Source organism: Massilia sp. SYSU DXS3249 (genome assembly GCF_053668055.1).
Genome location: NZ_JBSIPX010000019.1, coordinates 69,465 through 86,259 on the forward strand (window position 1 = coordinate 69,465; position 16,795 = coordinate 86,259).

The following is a 16,795-nucleotide window of genomic DNA, read 5'->3' on the forward strand; positions in this document are numbered from 1 at the left end:
ATGAATCAATTTGTGAAACTCGGCGCGATGGCCGCGGCGGCGGCCATCGCCTGCGTCCCTGCCCTCGCCGCACCCCAGGCCGCCCCTGTGAAACAGGCAGTGGCCAACCCGCAGGCCGCCAAGGCGCTCAACCAGCTGGCCGACGAGTACTACGACGCCCTCGCCCGCTTCGACCCGGTGTCCGCCAGCGAGAGCGGCGACAACCGCTTCATCGACCAGATCGGCATGTCGATCGCGCCGGCCGAACGCACTAAACAGTTTGCGCGTTACAAGGCCTTCCAGAAGCGCCTGCACGCGATCAAGCGCGCGGGCCTGAACACGCGCGACCAGACCAGCTACGACATCCTCGATTACGAGCTGACGACCGCCCTGCGTTTCGAGCCCTTCCCGGAACACCTGCTGCCGCTGAACCAGATGGACAGCCTGCCGGTGACCCTCGCCAACTACGCGAGCGGCCAGGGCGCGCAGCCGCTGTCGAGCGTGAAGGACTACCGCGCCTACGCCAGCCGCCTGGCGCAGCTGGGCCCGTGGGTCGACCAGGCCATCGCCAACATGCGAGAGGGGATCAAGCGCGGCATCGTGCATCCGAAGTCGGTCATGAGCTCCGCCCTGCCCCAGTTCAAGCAGCTGGTGGCCACCTCGACTGAATCGAGCATCTACTACACGCCGGTGAAGAATTTCCCGGCCGCGTTCTCGGATGCCGACAAGCGCGCACTGACCAAGCTATATGGCGACGCCATCGGCGGCAAGCTGAATCCGGCGCTGGGACGCCTGGCGGCCTTCCTGGAGAAGGAATACCTGCCGGCCGCGCGCACGACGAGCGGCTGGAATGCGCTGCCGAACGGCGCCGACTGGTACAAGGTGCGCGTGGCGAGCCAGACCACGACCGATTTGACCCCGGAAGCGATCCACGAGATCGGCCTGAAGGAAGTGGCGCGCATCCAGGGAGAGTACGGCCGCATCGGCCCGAAGATGGGCTACACGGGTCCGGCCGCCGGCCTGCCGGCCTGGGTGGCGCAGCAGGCCAAATTCAAACCTTTTACAACCGAGCAGGAAGTCATCGACGTCTACCGCAGGCTCGACGCCGAGCTGCGCACCAAGCTGCCGGCGATGTTCAACCTGATGCCGAAGTCCCCGCTGGACCTGCGCCTCGAGCCTGAACTGAGCCGCGCCACGGCGTCCGACCACTACACCCCGCCGGCGGTGGACGGCAGCCGTCCGGGCGTGTTCTGGTCGGTCGTCAACGACCCGAAGCAATACGGCAGCACCGGCATGGTCACCCTGTACCTGCACGAAGGCCAGCCTGGCCACCACTTCCACATCGCCCTGGTGCAGGAACTCGGGTTGCCGAACTTCCGCCGTTTTGGGGGCAACAACGCCTTCACCGAAGGCTGGGCGCTGTACGCCGAGACCCTGGGCAAGGAGATGGGCCTGTTCGACAAGCCGGAAGATTATTTCGGCCACCTGAACGACGAAATGCTGCGCGCCGCGCGCCTGGTCGTCGATACCGGCCTGCACACCAAGGGCTGGTCGCGCGAGCAGGCGATCAAGTACTTCTCGGAGACGCTGGGCTACAGCGAGCACGAGTCGCGCGCGCAGATCGAGCGCTACATGGTGTGGCCGGGCCAGGCCCTGGGCTACAAGATCGGTTCGCTGAAGATCGTCGAACTGCGCCGCCGCGCGGAAGCGGCGCTTGGAGCGAAATTCGACATCCGCAAGTTCCACGACATCGTGCTGGGTGAAGGGACGCTGCCGCTGTCGCTGCTGGAGGCGAAGGTGGATCGCTGGATTGCGGCGTCGAAGTAAGACGCCTAGATCGTCGTAGGGTGGACGGCTACACCCGGACGCGTGCGTTCCTGCATCGTTCGATGCCGTCCACGCGTCCCGCCGGCCCCTGATGCATCGCAGCGGCGCTTGTTTACCTTAGAGCGCCTAACAAAACCTTCAGAGCAAGGGATGCGGCCGCCCGACGCAGCGACGAAGACAGTACGACTGTACGGCGAGGAGCTGCAACGCAGCTATGGAGGTTTTGTTAGGTGCTCTTGAACGCGTGGACGGCATCCAGCGCCTCGAAAGTCACATGGCTGGGTGGAGCCGTCCACCCTACTCCATGTTCAGTCAGATCACTTCTCCGGCGTAATCCGCCACACCACCGCACCGCCATCGTCTACCACCAGTAGCGCCCCATCCGCCGCCACTTCGACGGCCGCCGGACGTCCCCACACATCGCGGTCACTGAGCACCATGCCGGTCATGAAGTCCTGGTACTGCCCGGTCGGCACGCCGTTCTTCATCATCACGCGCACGACCTTGTAGCCGGTGCGGATGCTGCGGTTCCACGAGCCGTGCAGCGCCACGAAGATATCGCCCTCGTAGGCTTTCGGGAAGGCGTGCTTCGCGCCCTTGGGCGCCTGGTAGACCACCATGCCCAGCGGCGCCGAGTGCGACTGGATCAGCGTGTCGGGCACCGTTACTTTATCCTTCAGGTCGGGACGGATGCCCTTTAAACGCGGGTCTTCGTTGGCGCCGATGTAGTACCACGGCCAGCCGTAGAAGGCGTCCTTTTTGACGCGCGTGACGTAGTCCGGCACCAAGTTGTCGCCCAGTTCGTCGCGCTCGTTGACGCTGCAGAACAGTTCATCGGTCTTCGGGTGGACGAGCATGCCGACGCAGTTGCGCAGGCCGTTCGCGTAGGGGCGGCGGTTGCGGCCGTCGGCGTCGAAGGCGAGGACGGCGGCGCGCTCGGTCTCCTCGCCCCAGGCTGCGCCCACGCCATACTTTGCTTCCCACTGCGCCAGCGGCTGCGGCGGCGTGGCGCCGATCTTGGAGGCGTAGTTGGTGGCCGAGCCGACCGACAGGAACATCGTCTTGCCGTCGTTCGAGAACGCGATCGTGCGCGTGACGTGGCCGCCGCTGGTGTCGCTGATCTTCTCGATCACGATTTCCGGCTCGCCCTGCGCCGTCAACGCGCCGACGCTGTAGGGGAAGCGCACGACCGAGTTCACGTTGGCGACGTACAGGTACTGCGGCTTGGCGCTGTTTGGCCAGAAGGCCATGCCGTAGGGGCGCGACAGGCTGCTGGCGAACACGGTTGGGGCAGCCGCCTTGTCGCTGCCATTCGCACGCAGGACGATGATCTGGCCCTTCGCCGCTTCGGACAGGAAGATGTCGCCGTTCGGTGCGCGCAGCGGCAAGCGCGGCTTGCCGAGGCCTTCGGCGTAGATGCCGACCTTAAAACCTTTCGGGACCGCGGGCATGGCGCCGTCGGGACGCGGCGCCAGTTTCGGGCCGTTGCCTGCGCTTTCGGTGCCATAGGGGGCGACCAGGTCGGTCGGTTTGATGTGGTGCAGGTCGCCCGGCTTGTCCGTGGTCCAGGCGGCGCTGTCGGCGGCGGCGGCTTTCGTGGCGGCGGCAGCTGGCACAGCGGCCTTGCCGCTTTGGGTGGCGAGGTAGTCGATGACGGCGGCGCGCTGTTTGGCGTCGGCGACGCCGATCGGCATGGCGGTGCCGGGGACGTTCTTGTTCGGGTCGCGCAGGAAGAGGTCGAGTTCTTCGCGGGTCCAGGTTTTGCCGGCGGCGCCGGCTTTGCTCATGGCGTCGGTGTAGTTGAAGCCGGGGACGGCGCCGGCCTTGCGGCCGATGAGGTTATAAAGGCCGGGGCCGGCGCGCGAGGACAGCTTGGGGTCGACGGTGTGGCAGCTGGCGCAGTTTTGGTCGAAGTAGGTTTGGCCGACGGTGGGGGCGGCGCTGGCGGTGTTGGCCAGGGCCAGGGTGGTGGCAGCTAGTGTCGCCTTGATGTGGTTGTTCATGTTTGTGTGTTTTTGTTTTTCAGCCTGCTGGAACGCATGCGCTAATGGGGCTGTTGCCTGTTCTGTTATTGGTATGTCGAATCCGCGTGGGCACAAGTGCCCACCCTACGAGACAAGTCGCGTATCCGCGTTGGCGGAGCGTCAGCAGCCGGGCACCGGAAGACGTCGCGTATCCGTAGGGTGGACGGCTTCGCCGTCCACGCGTTCAAGCGGCCGTCGCTTACTGGATCATGAACACCGGATACCGGCGCCATTCCGGCTCGCGGTATTTGGCGCAGTTGGCAAAGACGAAGTCCAGCACCGCTTCCTGGTTCGACAGCAGCGCCGGATTGGCAGCCTTCCAGGCGGCGAATTTGGTGGCCAGTTCCGGCTCATCAAGCAGCAGGCGCTCGGCTTCGTCTTCGAACACGTAGTCCGAGTAGGCTTCCTTTTTCTCGAGCACGCTGTTGAAGAAGCCCCAGCGGAAGAAGCTGTCGTGGGCGAGCGGTTCCAGGGTCTCGACCACGTAGCGGGCGCGGTCCTGGTCGAGGGGCACGATGACGTCGCCGGCGCGCAGCAGTACCTGGCCCTGGCGCTTTTCCAGCTGCACGTCGTCGTGGAACATGTGGCCCTCGTAGGCGTTCGGGCGCGAGGAGACGGATACGACGTGGTAATACGCCACGTCCTGCAGGCGGTCCTCCTTCACGCGCTCCATCGCCACGCCGTTCAGCGCCAGGCGTTCGATCGCTTCGCGCCAGGCCTGCGGGATCACGTAGGCCTTCGGTGCAGTCACCGTCACGTCTGCGTTAAAACGGTTGTAGTAGGCGATGTCGCGTTCCCACGGGCTCGAGCGGTCGTAGTACAGGCGGGTGTAGTCGCCCAGCGCGCTCGGCTTGTACTTCGCTTCATACCCTTTAAAGCGGAAGGTGGAGGTGTTCTCTTCGTCCATCACCCAGTGAATCGGCCACTCGGCGCGGGTCCGGCCCGCAGCCTTGGCAGCGCGGCGCAGCGACTGAATCTGGGCGCCATGCTTTACCGTGAAATCGAGTGCGGTTTCAACCAGGGCGCGCATCGACTCGTAGCGGTCGCGGAAAGGCTTGAGCATGTGCGTCTCGGGCATGAAGCCGATCGTGTGGTGCAGGGCCGCGTAGCCGGTCGAGAAGCGCGCCGTTTCCAGGAATTCGGCGATGCCGTGGTCCGGGCTGTCCTTGACCGGGTTCACGTAGGGGCAGGTCGGCCAGCCGCGCTTGTCCATCTCGGCGTACATCGCCGGCAGCATGGTCCCGGTCAGGAATGCTCCCAGCTCTCCACCCAGCTTGTCGGCCTGGGTGTGGATCAGGGTCATGGTGTAGCTGTAGTCGGCGCCGTTCGAGGTATGGGTGTCGACCATCACGTCCGGGTCCCAGGTCGCGAACAGCTTGTTGAAGACCTGGGCGGTCAGGGTGTCGCACTTGACGAAGTCGCGGTTCAGGTCGAGGTGGCGGCTGTTGCCGCGGAAGCCGAACTGCTCGGGGCCGTCCTGGTTCACGCGCGAGGTGTTCGCGCGGTTCAGGCTGCCGTCGACGTTGTACAGCGGGACGAACAGGAACACGGTCTGTCCCAGCGCGGCGAGGCGCTCGGGCTGGAGGCAGAAGTCGCGCACCAGCGCCATGCAGCTGTCGACGCCTTCCGGTTCGCCCGGGTGGATGCCGTTGTTGTTGAAGAAGACCGGACGGCCCGCCGTCTTGATCGCCTCCACGTCGAAGACGCCGTCGGCGCTGACCACGCCCGCATGGATCGGTACGCCGGCATCCGAGGTGCCGACCACGCCGAAGCGCAGCACGTTCGGGTAGCGCCGGGCGAGGTCTTCGTACCAGGCGATGCACTCGCTCCAAGTGGTGGTCTGGTTCTGGTTGCCCAGTTCGTAGGGCGTCTTCAATTCGTTCGACATGGTGGATCCGGCAATGAGGTTGAAAGCAAGCCGCTACGATACAGCAGTTGCGCCGCTGGATGGAGATGCGGATGGCGATGCGGATGGTAAGGAGAGCGGCAGCGCGATGGCGACCGTGGTGCCGCGCTGCGGCGCCGAGCGCACGGCGATCGTGCCGTGCAGCGCATAGACGCGCTCGCGCATGCCGATGATGCCGATGCCCTCTGAGTTCTCGGCCGGGTCGAAGCCGTTGCCGTTGTCCTCGACCTCGATGCGCAGCAGGTCGTTCTCGGCGTCCAGCACCAGCGTCACCTCGGCCGCGGTGGCGCCCGCGTGCTTCATGATGTTCGACAGCGCTTCCTGCACGATGCGGTAGGCCGAGATGGCGAGCTCGTTGCCGAGCTTCGAAAAATCTCCTTCCGAGTGGAAGGCGAAGCGGCAGCCGGAGCCGCTGTCGTAGTGGCGCAGCATTTCCTCCACCGCGCCGTGCAGGCCCAGCATGTCGAGCACCTCCGGGCGCAGGCGGCGCACCAGGCGGCGGCCGTTGGCGTACAGGTCGAGCGCGAGCCTGGTGATCGCCCCGGCCTTGTTGCGGATCTCCTCGACCTCCGGCCCCGGCGGCGCCTTGGCGGCCAGCATGCCGATGCTTTGCGCTTCCAGGCGCACCGCGATCAGGGAAGCATTCAGTTCGTCGTGGACCTCGATCGCGATGCTCTTGCGTTCATCCTCGATGATGCTGTTCACCTTCTGGATCAGCTTTCTCTTGTCGGCATCGGCGCGCAGCGCTTCGTTGCGCGATTCGACCAGGTCGCGCGTGCGCTCCATCACCTTGTTCTCCAGGTCCTGGGTCGAGCGCTCGAGCGCCACCGACATCTCCCCGATCGAGGCCTGCAGCTCCCCTACTTCGCCGCCGGTCGTCACCGGCAGCTCGACCCGGTAATGGCCGCCGCGGATCTCGCGCAGGGCGCCAATCGCCTCCTTCAGCGGCTGCGTCAGCGAGCGCGCCAGCACCCAGGCCAGCACGCCGCTGGCGGCCAGCGCCAGCGCGGCCATCGCCAGCTCGACGCGAAAACGCCCGGCCTGCTTGGCCAGCATGTTCGAGGGCGACATCGTGACCCGCACCGCACCCACGATCTCGGTGGTGAGCGTGGGCGGACGCGCGTCGCTCGAGGCCGAGACGTGGGGCGTGCCGTTATCGGTGAACAGGTTGATCCACACCACCTGCTTGCGGATTGGCGCTTCGTAGTAATGCGGTTCGGCGTCCTGCACCAGGGTCGAGGTCACGCGTACCGCCGTCTTGCCCTCGGCATCGACGACGTCGACTTGCCGGATGCTCTTGTCGGACTGGACCAGGCCATTGATGGTCAGGCGCAGGTCGGTCAGGTTGCCGGAGATGACGTTGTATTCGCTGGTCTCGGCCAGCGCGCGCGCGAGGATGCGGCCGCGCTCGGACAATTCTTCCGCTACCTGTGCGCGGTGCGCGTACCACGAGTACCAGACGAAGGCGGTGAACAGGAAGACCACCGGCAGCATGGTAATGAAGGCCATGCGCAGGCCGATGCTCCAGCTGCGCCAGAAGCGCCACGAACCACGGTAGGCGCCCAGCTTCATGGCCGCGCAGGAAGATGGGCGAAGCTGCGCGCCTCGTCGCTGACGGCGATGTCGAGCGAGCGCGCCACGCCTTCGTTGATCGCGGTGCGGAAGTAGCGCGGGAACTGTGGCGGCGGCAGCGTGCCGGTGGCGGCAAATGCGGCGGCGATCTCCGCCACCTGGGCGTTGATGTCCTCGACCTCGGAGTAGGTGGAGGCGAGCGCGCCGACCTTCACCATGTCGCTGGAAAAGCCGATCACGCCCTGCTTGCGGCGGTAGGTCGAGAGCAGGATGTTGCGGATGTTTTCGGGGTTGTAGACCGCGCTGTCGGGCAGCGCCAGCAGCACCTCATTGCGCCCGATCCGGGCCAGCAGGTCGCTCATGTCGGCGCCGGGCGTTGCATGCAGGACCTCGGCCTGGCCACGCAGTTCGGGCAACAGGAAGCCAGTCTCGGGGCCAAGGATGGCGGCGGCGCGCACCGGCCGCCGGTACAGCAGCGCGGCCAGGCGCAGCTGGTCGCCTGGCGCCGGTTCGGCATACACCGCCGTCATGCTGCGCAGGCGCGCGGGCGGTAGTTTGCCGGTGACGGCCTGCCACACCTGGCTCGACGTAAAAGCGGCGATCACGACGCAATCGCAGCGGCGCTGGGCTACTTCGCGCAGGGCGGTCGGCCCGATCGCCACATACACCATGCGCCGGCGCTGGGCCAGTTCGGTGCGGAAGGCGGCGAAGGTGGGCACCAGGCGTTTGTACAGGTCTTCGGCGATGCGCCTGGTGACGGCGCTGTCGTCGCCGGTGACGATCTGGAAGCGGTAGCCTGATGTGGGAGCATTCGGCGCGGCCGCGGCGGCTGCCGCGCACACCAATAGCCCCGCCGCCGCAGCGAGCCCGCGCAAGGTGGCCAGGACAGGGCGCATCGCGCTTTACGGTTGGATCAGGCCATACTTCACGGCCAGCTTGGTGATGTGGGCCTGGCGGTCGACGCCCAGCTTTTCCTTGATCGACTGGCTGGTGTTGCTGATGGTCTTGGTGGACAGGTTCAGCTTCTCGGCGATTTCGGCATTGGTCAGACCTTCGGCCATCAGCTTGAAAATCTCCAGCCCGCGCTCGTCGAGCTGCGACTGCGGCGACACGTCACCGCGCACGGCGATGCTGGCGAGGCGCTCGGCGATCTGCGGCGGGAAGTACAGCTTGCCCACATGCGCCTGGCGCACGGCGGTGGCCAGGTCGGCCGGGTCGCAGTCCTTGGTCACGAAGGCGTGGGCGCCGATGCGGTAGGTTTCCTTGATCAGGCTGTCCTGGTCGAACTGGCTCAGGAAGACAACCTTCGCATGCGGGTCGGCGCGCAGGATGTTGTGGGCGGCATCGAGCCCGGTCAGTTCGGTGCCGAAGCGGATGTCGAGCACCACCACATCGGGTTTATGTTCGGCGTACAGCGCCACCGCCTCGCTCGGCGTGCGCGCCTGGGCCACCACGTCCATGCCCTCGGCGGCAAGCGACATCGCGAAGCCCGTCATCACGATCGGGTGGTCGTCGGCCAGCATGACCCGGATTGTTTTCTGCTTCGTCACTCTTCTCTCCGTTCGGTGTCCTTACATCTGCTTACCAATGTCTCGCAGCTATGTGTGCCATGAGACGGAAGGTGCATCCGGTACCAGTGGATTATTTCATACAACGGTCCATGAAGCGAGGGGCTGGGAGAGCGATATTTCTCCGCTCTTGCCAGCTGTCCTGACCGGGCCGGGATACACGATTGCCAACAAAACGCTTTACTCATTGCTAGTTAATGGCATATATTATTTCTACACTTTGGAGATAAGACGCACTTTCCGTAAGCAAAACACCTCGCACAGCGGTTCGTCCGGGGTCAGAACAAAAGGAGATCGCCATGCATTTCGCTCACCTGGAACAAGGCAACGGAAGCAAAGCCGGCAAGTTCGCCCTCGTGGCCGGGCTGCACGCCCTGATCGCCGTCGGCGTGGTCAACATGATGAACAACAAGGTCATCTCGCTGCCCAGCCTGCCCGACGATTTGACCGTCTTCATGACGCCGGAACCCGTGGAACCGCCGCCGGCACCGCCCGAGCCGCCGACCCCGATGCCGAAAGTGGCGCCGCCGAAGATCTCGGTGCCGAAAGTGGAGCTCGACGTGCCGCCGCCGCCGATGGACAACCCGGTGCAGGCCACCACCACCGAGGTGCCGCCAACACAGGAACCGGCGCAACCGTACCAGGCCGAGACGCCGGCCCAGCCGACCACGCCCTCGAACAACAGCGGCGCCATGCGTAGCGCCGTGCTGGCCGACGCCAGCGGCTGCGCCAAGCCCGCGTACCCGGTCAGCGCCGCCCGCAACGGCGAGACCGGCACCGTCACCCTGGCCCTGCTGGTCGGCACCGACGGCCGCGTGACCGGCTCGCGTGTGCAGAAGACGAGCGGCTCGCGTGAGCTCGACCGGGCCGCGGTGAACGCCCTGAGCCTGTGCCAGTTCAAGCCCGCGATGAACAACGGCACACCCGAAGCCGGTTGGGCGCAGATCGCCTACGTGTGGTCGCTCGAATAATCTAAACCGTTTCCGTTTTTACCCGCCACCCCTCAGCCTGGCGGGTTTTTTTTGTGCCTGCTTTTGCCTATTCAGCGGGCAGGCCCCCTTTCAGCCCTCACATCGCAAGGACGCATCATCATGTTTCCTGATTCCGCCACACCGGCTCCCGCTGGCCTGGCCGGCCTCGCCGCCAGCCTGGTGCTTGTTGCTCTACTCGGCTACGCGGCGCTGCGGCCGGCACAGCCGTCCTTATTGGCATCGCCTGCATCCGCAGAGCAGTTCCCGGTGGCGCGGGCAATGCGGCATGTGGAAGCGCTGGCGCGCACGCCGCGCCCGATCGCCAGCGATGCCAACCGCGCGGCGCGCGCCTACCTGCTCGACCAACTGCGCGCCATCGGCTTTGAGCCGCAGGTGCAGCGCGCGCTCGTGCAGAAGAACGTCGTTGACTTCAACGCCAACTACGAGGCAACGCTGGGCGTGGTGCACAACGTGCTGGTGCGCCTGCCCGGTACCGCGTCCGGGCACGAACGCCGCCCCGCCCTGCTGCTGGCCGCGCACTACGACAGCGCCCCGGCCAGCCTGGCTGCGGCGAGCGGCGCGGCGCCAGTCGCGGCGTTGCTGGAAACCCTGCGTTCCTTGCGATCCAACGGGCCCCTCGCCAACGACGTGCTGGTGCTCATCGCCGACGGCGAAAAAGTCGGCAGCCTCGGCATGCAGGCCTTCGTCGAGCAGCACCCGTGGGCGCGCGACGTGGGCCTGGCGCTGCGCTTCGACGCCGCCGGCAGCGGCGGCCCGCTCGAGCTGGTCAACACCCATGGGGCGAACCGCGCCGCCATCGACGGCTGGCTGCGCGCGGCGCCGGACATCGCCGGTTCCTCGCTGATGCACGAGGTCTACCAGCTCGTTCCGCGGCCGCCGCGCGTCGGCGCCCTGGCGAAGCTTGGCGTACCCGTGCTGCAGTTCGCCAACCGCAGCCGGCCCTTCGACCGCGGGGGCGTGTTCGATACCCCGGCGCGTCTGGAAGGCCCCACCTTGCAGCACATGGGCGGCGCGATGCTGCGCCTGGCGCGGCACTTCGGCGCGCAGGAGCTCGATGCCCGGGCATCGAACGGCCGGGTGTTTTTCGCGCTGCCATTGATCGGGATGGTGCACTACGGCCTTGGCCTGGTGTGGGTCTGCGCGGGCCTGGCCTGCCTGCTGCTGGCGGGCGCGCTGCGCATCGCGATGCGGCGTTCAAGCGTGGGTTATCTGGCGCTGCTGCAGGCCTGCTTCATCGTGCCCGCGCTCGCCGTCTCCCTCGGCGTGCTGGCCTGGCAGTTGTGGATGCACGTGCCGGAGCTGCACCGCGCCTGGAATCCGGCGGCGCCCGCGCATGCGCGTTCGGCCCTGCTCTACCTGTGCGGGATCGGCGCGCTGTGCGCCGGCCTGTTCCTGCTCGCCCAGCGCCAGCTGCAAGGGCTGACCGGCGCCGTTGCCGCGATGCTGGGCGCCCTGATCAGCCTGGTGCTGGTGCTGCTGCCGGCGAGCTCGCTGGCGCCGGGCGCGAGCTACCTGGTGGCCTGGCCGGTCCTGGCGGCGCTGGCATCCTTCATCGCCCTGCACGCGCGCCGCGTGGCGGCGTGGCCGGCCGCCGCCCGCCTCGGCGTGCTGCTCCTCGGCGTGCTGCCGGCCGTGGTGCTGGTGCTGCCGGCGCTGCGCGACAGCTTCATGGCGCTGTCTCCCCTGCGCATGAACCTGCCGATCGCGATGCTGATGCTGCTGCTGGGCGTCTCGACCATCCTGCTGGCGCATGTCCGCAGATATCTCGCGCGCGGCCTGCTGCTGCTTGGGCTGGGCGGGCTGGCGCTGGCCGGCAGCGCCGACGACTTCGTCGAGCCGGCGCCGGCGCGCGCCGATGGCCTGGTCTACTACAAGGACATGCCGAGCTGGGACGCCTACTGGCTGCATCCGGACGCGCCGCTCGATCCCTGGCAGCGCAAGCTGTTCGCCAACCTGACGCAGCCGCATGTTTTTGTGAACGTGTTCGGCTGGGAGAGCCCGAAGCAGTGGTATGCCTGGGCGCCGCGCGACGGCCTGGAATTCCCGTTCACCCGCATTCTCCGCAACGGCAAGGTACCCGGCCGGTATGCCGACTTCACGCTGGTATCGAAAAACCGCGCGCCCGAGATCCGCCTGCAGGTCCATTACGCGCGGCCGACCCGCGTGACCGTCAACGGGCGGGTACTGCTCGACGTGGAGGCCAAGTCGCTGACCATTGCGCTGTACGGGATGGAGGACGAGCTGCTGCATTTTCGCGTCGACGTGCTGTCGGACCCGATCTTCGCCATCAAGGTCGAGGAGATCGTACCGGGGCTGCCCGAGCGCCTGCTGCCGGTGCGGCCGGCAGGTGCGGCGCCGCTGATACCGCTGAGCGGCAAATCCGTGTCGGCCGACGTGCTGTGGTTTTACTAGCGCTTGCTCTACAATGTGGCGCGCACCCTTTGAGCGTGCGAGCCCATTAACTTTCGCAGCAGGATTCCATGCACAAGATCGTCTCCTCCGTCGTCCTCACCGCCCTCGCCAGCAGCCTGGCCATCGCGTATCCGGCCCACGCTGCCGCAAACAAGGCGCAAGCCGCCACCGTGAAGGAAGCGCCGCTGCGCGGCCACCTGGCCTTCCTGGCGTCCGACGCCGTCGAAGGACGCGGCACCGGCCAGCGCGGCGGAGAATTGACGGTCACCTATCTCGAAACCCAGGCGCTGGCCGCCGGCCTGAAGCCGGCCAACGGCAACAGCTTCCGCCAGGAGGTCAAGATCGCCGGCGTGCGTCCGCTGCCGCAGCAGAGCAATGTGGCGCTGGTCGCCGGTGGCCAGGCGCTGCCTTTGAACTTCGGCGCGGACTGGGTGTGGGCGCCGGGCGACGCCAAGCCCGAGCACAAGATGGACGCGGAGCTGGTTTTTGTGGGTTACGGCATCAGCGCGCCGGAAGAAGGCTGGGACGATTTCAAGGGTCTCGATGCGAAGGGCAAGGTGCTGGTGATGCTGGTGAACGACCCGGCCCCGACCGCATCGGAACCGAAGCGCTTCAATGGCGCCGGCCTCACCTATTACGGCCGCTGGACCTATAAATTCGAGGAAGCGGCGCGCCAGGGCGCGGCCGGCGTCCTGCTGATCCACACCGACGCCTCGGCTTCCTACGGCTGGAGCGTGGTGCAGAACAGCTGGGCCGCCGCCGAGCGCTTCCAGCTGGCCGACGCCGACCTGGGTTCCGGCATGCAGGGCTGGATGACCGACGCGACCGCGCGCAAGCTGTTCGCGACCGCGGGCCAGGACCTCGATAAACTGCGCGCCGCCGCCGAAGACAAGGCTTTCAAGCCGGTTACCCTGAACGCGCGCGTAAAGGGCGACACCCGCGCCGCGGTGCGCGTGCTGAACGAGTACAACGTGGCCGGCGTCGTGCCGGGCACCGATCCGAAGCTGAAGGACGAAATCGTCATCTACAGCGCCCACTGGGACCACATGGGCAAGCAGGGCACCGAAGGCGACACCATCTTCAACGGCGCCGTCGACAATGCCTCGGGCACCGCCGGCCTGCTGGCGATGGCGCAGGAAGCCGCGCGCAACCCGGCCAAGCGTTCGCAGATGTTCCTGTGGGTGGCAGCCGAAGAGCAAGGCCTGCTGGGCAGCGCCGCCTATGCCGCCAAGCCGCTGTGGCCGGCCGATAAAACCGCCGCCAACCTGAACCTCGACAGCCTGAACTGGATCGGCGCAGCCAAGGACATCGGCGTGCAGGGCAGCGAGCGCACCGACCTGGGCGCGATGGCGGCCGCCACCGCGAAATCGATGGGCCTGCTGGTGGCCGAAGCCAAGCCGGACCTCGCCGGCGGCTACTTCCGCAGCGACCACTTCAGCTTCGCAAAGGCCGGCATCCCGGCCTTCTCGGTCGGCGGCGGCCGCACCTGGGTCAAGGATGTCGAGGCGAACAACGCCAAGAGCGCTGCCTACCGCGCCCGCTACCACCAGCAAAACGACGAATACGACCCGAGCTGGGATTTGAGCGGCATGGTGCAGCAGGCACAGTTCACGCTGAACCTCGGCCGCATGATCGCCGATTCGCCGAAAATGCCGCAGTGGAAAGCGGGCGACGCCTTCGGCAAGATCCGCGCCGCGGCCAAATAATCGCAGGTCGAAATGAAAAACGCCCGGTCCGCAATGGCCGGGCGTTTTTTGCATCTTGCGAAATGCTGCTCATCCGCTGTTTCGTAGGGTGGGCATTCATGCCCACGCGGTACGGCTCATGCACATGACATGCATCCGCAAACACCTACGTGCGATGAAATATTATTTCCTGCAAGGCCCTACGTGAAATTTTATTTCACTCAATAATCCCGCAAACAATCCTCGCCCCGCCACCACCAAGCGGCGCCGGATGATCCGCATGATTATCCCCACCCGCATGCACCATCAGCGCCTTCCCCTTCACATCGGCCACCTTCAACCTCGGCGCCAGCACCGGATTATTCGCCGCCCCCGCGCTCTCGACATACAAGGCCGGCAAATCCCCCACGTGCCCATCGCCCCACGGCGTCCCGTGCTTCTTGCTTCCGGTGGTATCCAGGTGCCCACCCGCCGCCCCAGCCGGCACCGCCTTGCCATCCTTCTGATTCGTCGCACAGCTGTTATTCTCGTGCACGTGGAAACCATGCACACCGGCCGGCAGCCCGGTCAACGCCGGCGTAAACACCAGCCCGTATTTCGTTTCGCTGATCGTGACAGTCCCGGCCGACTTGCCGACACCCTTCTCCAACACCGTATTCATCGTCGCGCGCAACTCGGCCGCGTGCACGGCCGCTCCCAGATACGTCGAGCACAGCAGCGCTGCGCAGATCCATTGAGCTTTCATCTGATTCCCTTTCAGTCATCCGGTGGTTTAAGAGCGCCTAACACAACCTTCAGGGCAAGGCGCATCGTCGAAGACAGTACGTGAGTACGGCGAGACGATGCAACGCCGCCATGAAGGTTTTGTTAGGTGCTCCAAACGAGAAAACCTGCGCGGATCAGTGTAATCGAATCATCCCGGCGGGGGCGTCCGCATGAGTTACGCGTTTATTGGCTGCCGGTGAACCAGTTCACCGCCTCCGTAGCGATCTCCGGTGGAATCAGGTGGCCGCCCTGGAATTCGTGATAGGTCAGCGGATGACCGGCAGCGCGCAATTGATGGACGATGGCCCGGCTGCAGGGGTCGACCGGCAGCACCCGGTCCGCATTGCCATGCGAGATGAAGATGGCGGGCGCCCCTTCCGGTTCGATCGGACCGATGAAGCCGGGCGAAAACGCGAGCACATGGGTGAACAGTTCGCCATTGGCCAGGCCCAGCGTCAGCGCATACGAGGCCCCATCCGAAAAGCCGCCGATGCCGATGCGCTGGGTGTCGATCGCGTAGTGCGCGAACACGTACTCGAGCGTGCGGTCGACCATCATCAAGTCCGGCCCGAAGGTGCGCTGGGCGATGATGTCCCAGGTCGACTCGTGCGATGCCGGCGCCGCGAGGATCAGCCCGGCGTGATCGGCCAGGTGCAGGATGATGCGCAAGCCGTCATGGGCATGGCCGCCCGCGCCGTGCAGCAGCACGACCAGCGGCGTCAAGTGGTCCGGGCTGTATTGTTCGGGCACATACAGATAACTGTCGCGCCTGCTACCGATCTCCAGCTTGTGCAGGCCGGTCGCGACAGGCGCGATTGGCGCCCTGCCGGGCTCAGGCAATTCCACGTTGAGATGGCCACGGTCGTTCATGCTGGTTCCTCCCGCATCTACGGTCAGTGTAGGACCGCGAGGTGGCGCACGGCGCGTGATACGGGTGGAAAACGAGGCCGGTCAGCGGTAACGCGCCAGCACGCCCTGCGTATCGAGAATGCCGGCATACTCGCCGTCGAGGTTCGCCAGTGCCATCGCATGCACCTCGTCGGCACTGCGTGCCGTGCCCGCATAGTCCGTCATCGCGAACGCGAACGTCGCATCCGACACCACGGTCGTCGTAAAACCCAGGTTGCCGGCGCTGCGTGCGCTTGCCTCCACCGAATAGTTGGTGGCGACGCCGGTGAACACCAATTCCTCGATACCGCGCACGCGCAGCCAGCGCTCCAGGCCCGAGTGGATGAAAGTATCGGTCACATTCTTCTCGACCACGTGTTCCTGCGGCAGCGGCCGCAAGGCGTTCTGGAACTCGGCGCCAGGCTGGCCGGGAGCAAAAGGAGAAGTGCTCGAGCGCGAGATGTGGCGCACGTGGACGACTGGCCTGCCGCAGCGACGCCATGTGTCGAGCAGCTCTGCGATGTTCCTTTCGGCGGAAGGATTGTTGCGTTGACCGGCCTTGGGGCTGGCCATTCCCTTCTGCATGTCGATGATGATGAGACAGGCGGACGTACTCATAGTGCGCTCCCGTCGGCGGGCAGTATAGGTTCGCCCAGTTTCAATTGCCAGTAGCCGACGTCGACCCAGCCGCCGAACTTGCGCCCGACTTCGCTGAAGTGCGCGACCTTCGTAAAACCCAGCTTGTCGTGCAAGCGCACACTGACCTCGTTTGGCTGGGCGATGCCGGCGATCGCCAGGTGCAGGCCTCGCGCCCGTAGCTCGTCGAGCAGCGCCTGGTATAGCAGCGTGCCCGCGCCGCGGCCGGCGTATTCAGGGTCGAGGTAGACCGAGGTCTCCACCGAGGTGCGGTAGGCGGGCCGCACGCGCCATTTGGTGGCATACGCGTAGCCGATCAGCTTGTTGTCCTCCACCATCGCCAGCCAGGGAAGCGCCCCGCCCTGCACGTCGGCGATGCGCTGCGCCATCTCGCCTGGCGTGACCGGTTCTTCCTCGAAGCTGATGGTGGTCTCGGCGACGTAGCGGTTGTAGATGGCGCAGATCGCGGCGGCATCGCTTGCGGTGGCTGGGCGGATGGTTCGTGATGAAGACATGGGTCGGCAGGCGAGTAATGGATCGG

General features: G+C 66.0%; 13 protein-coding genes. 4 read left to right on the top strand and 9 right to left on the bottom strand.

Annotation, left to right across the window (positions count from 1 at the left end; translation table 11 throughout):
• Positions 1-1,806 (top strand): DUF885 domain-containing protein, encoded by a 1,806-nt coding sequence (locus ACWCIA_RS19365; protein ID WP_454165919.1) that lies wholly within the window; start codon positions 1-3, stop codon positions 1,804-1,806.
• Positions 1,807-2,123: 317 nt separating this feature from the next.
• Here ACWCIA_RS19365 and ACWCIA_RS19370 read toward each other — a convergent pair whose 3' ends face one another.
• From ACWCIA_RS19370 to ACWCIA_RS19390, 5 genes are all read right to left on the bottom strand, one after another.
• Positions 2,124-3,809: a PQQ-dependent sugar dehydrogenase gene (locus ACWCIA_RS19370; protein WP_454165920.1), complete on the bottom strand. Its 1,686-nt coding sequence runs from the start codon at positions 3,807-3,809 to the stop codon at positions 2,124-2,126.
• 220 nt (positions 3,810-4,029) lie between these two features.
• On the bottom strand, positions 4,030-5,718 hold the full coding sequence (locus ACWCIA_RS19375; protein WP_454165922.1) for a M14 family zinc carboxypeptidase: 1,689 nt from the start codon (positions 5,716-5,718) through the stop codon (positions 4,030-4,032).
• A 33-nt stretch (positions 5,719-5,751) separates the two neighbouring features.
• Positions 5,752-7,308, bottom strand: coding sequence for a HAMP domain-containing sensor histidine kinase (locus ACWCIA_RS19380; protein WP_454165924.1), 1,557 nt, complete (start codon positions 7,306-7,308; stop codon positions 5,752-5,754).
• Positions 7,305-8,204: a hypothetical protein gene (locus ACWCIA_RS19385; RefSeq protein WP_454165926.1), complete on the bottom strand. Its 900-nt coding sequence runs from the start codon at positions 8,202-8,204 to the stop codon at positions 7,305-7,307. Before ACWCIA_RS19385 ends, ACWCIA_RS19380 begins: the two co-directional genes overlap by 4 nt.
• Before the next feature lie 6 nt (positions 8,205-8,210).
• Entirely contained in the window at positions 8,211-8,858 is a 648-nt protein-coding gene (locus tag ACWCIA_RS19390) for a response regulator (RefSeq protein ID WP_454165928.1), read from the bottom strand.
• A gap of 317 nt (positions 8,859-9,175) precedes the next feature.
• Between ACWCIA_RS19390 and ACWCIA_RS19395 the strand changes: the two genes are divergently transcribed.
• From ACWCIA_RS19395 to ACWCIA_RS19405, 3 genes are all read left to right on the top strand, one after another.
• Positions 9,176-9,847: a TonB family protein gene (locus ACWCIA_RS19395; RefSeq protein ID WP_454165930.1), complete on the top strand. Its 672-nt coding sequence runs from the start codon at positions 9,176-9,178 to the stop codon at positions 9,845-9,847.
• A 120-nt stretch (positions 9,848-9,967) separates the two neighbouring features.
• Positions 9,968-12,280, top strand: a complete 2,313-nt coding sequence (locus ACWCIA_RS19400) for a M28 family peptidase (protein ID WP_454165932.1) — start codon at positions 9,968-9,970, stop codon at positions 12,278-12,280.
• 68 nt (positions 12,281-12,348) lie between these two features.
• Positions 12,349-13,986 (top strand): M28 family peptidase, encoded by a 1,638-nt coding sequence (locus ACWCIA_RS19405; protein WP_454165933.1) that lies wholly within the window; start codon positions 12,349-12,351, stop codon positions 13,984-13,986.
• A gap of 196 nt (positions 13,987-14,182) precedes the next feature.
• On the opposite strand, the gene sodC is transcribed toward ACWCIA_RS19405, so the two are convergent.
• From sodC to ACWCIA_RS19425, 4 genes are all read right to left on the bottom strand, one after another.
• On the bottom strand, positions 14,183-14,710 hold the full coding sequence (gene sodC / locus ACWCIA_RS19410; RefSeq protein WP_454165934.1) for a superoxide dismutase [Cu-Zn] SodC: 528 nt from the start codon (positions 14,708-14,710) through the stop codon (positions 14,183-14,185).
• Between the two features lie 203 nt (positions 14,711-14,913).
• Positions 14,914-15,600 (bottom strand): alpha/beta hydrolase, encoded by a 687-nt coding sequence (locus ACWCIA_RS19415; protein WP_454165936.1) that lies wholly within the window; start codon positions 15,598-15,600, stop codon positions 14,914-14,916.
• A gap of 81 nt (positions 15,601-15,681) precedes the next feature.
• A complete protein-coding gene (locus ACWCIA_RS19420; protein WP_454165937.1) occupies positions 15,682-16,236 on the bottom strand; it encodes a cysteine hydrolase family protein in 555 nt (184 codons plus the stop codon).
• Positions 16,233-16,769, bottom strand: coding sequence for an arsinothricin resistance N-acetyltransferase ArsN1 family B (locus ACWCIA_RS19425; protein ID WP_454165938.1), 537 nt, complete (start codon positions 16,767-16,769; stop codon positions 16,233-16,235). The genes ACWCIA_RS19420 and ACWCIA_RS19425 overlap by 4 nt, the downstream gene beginning before the upstream one ends.
• Between the last annotated feature and the right edge of the window lie 26 nt (positions 16,770-16,795).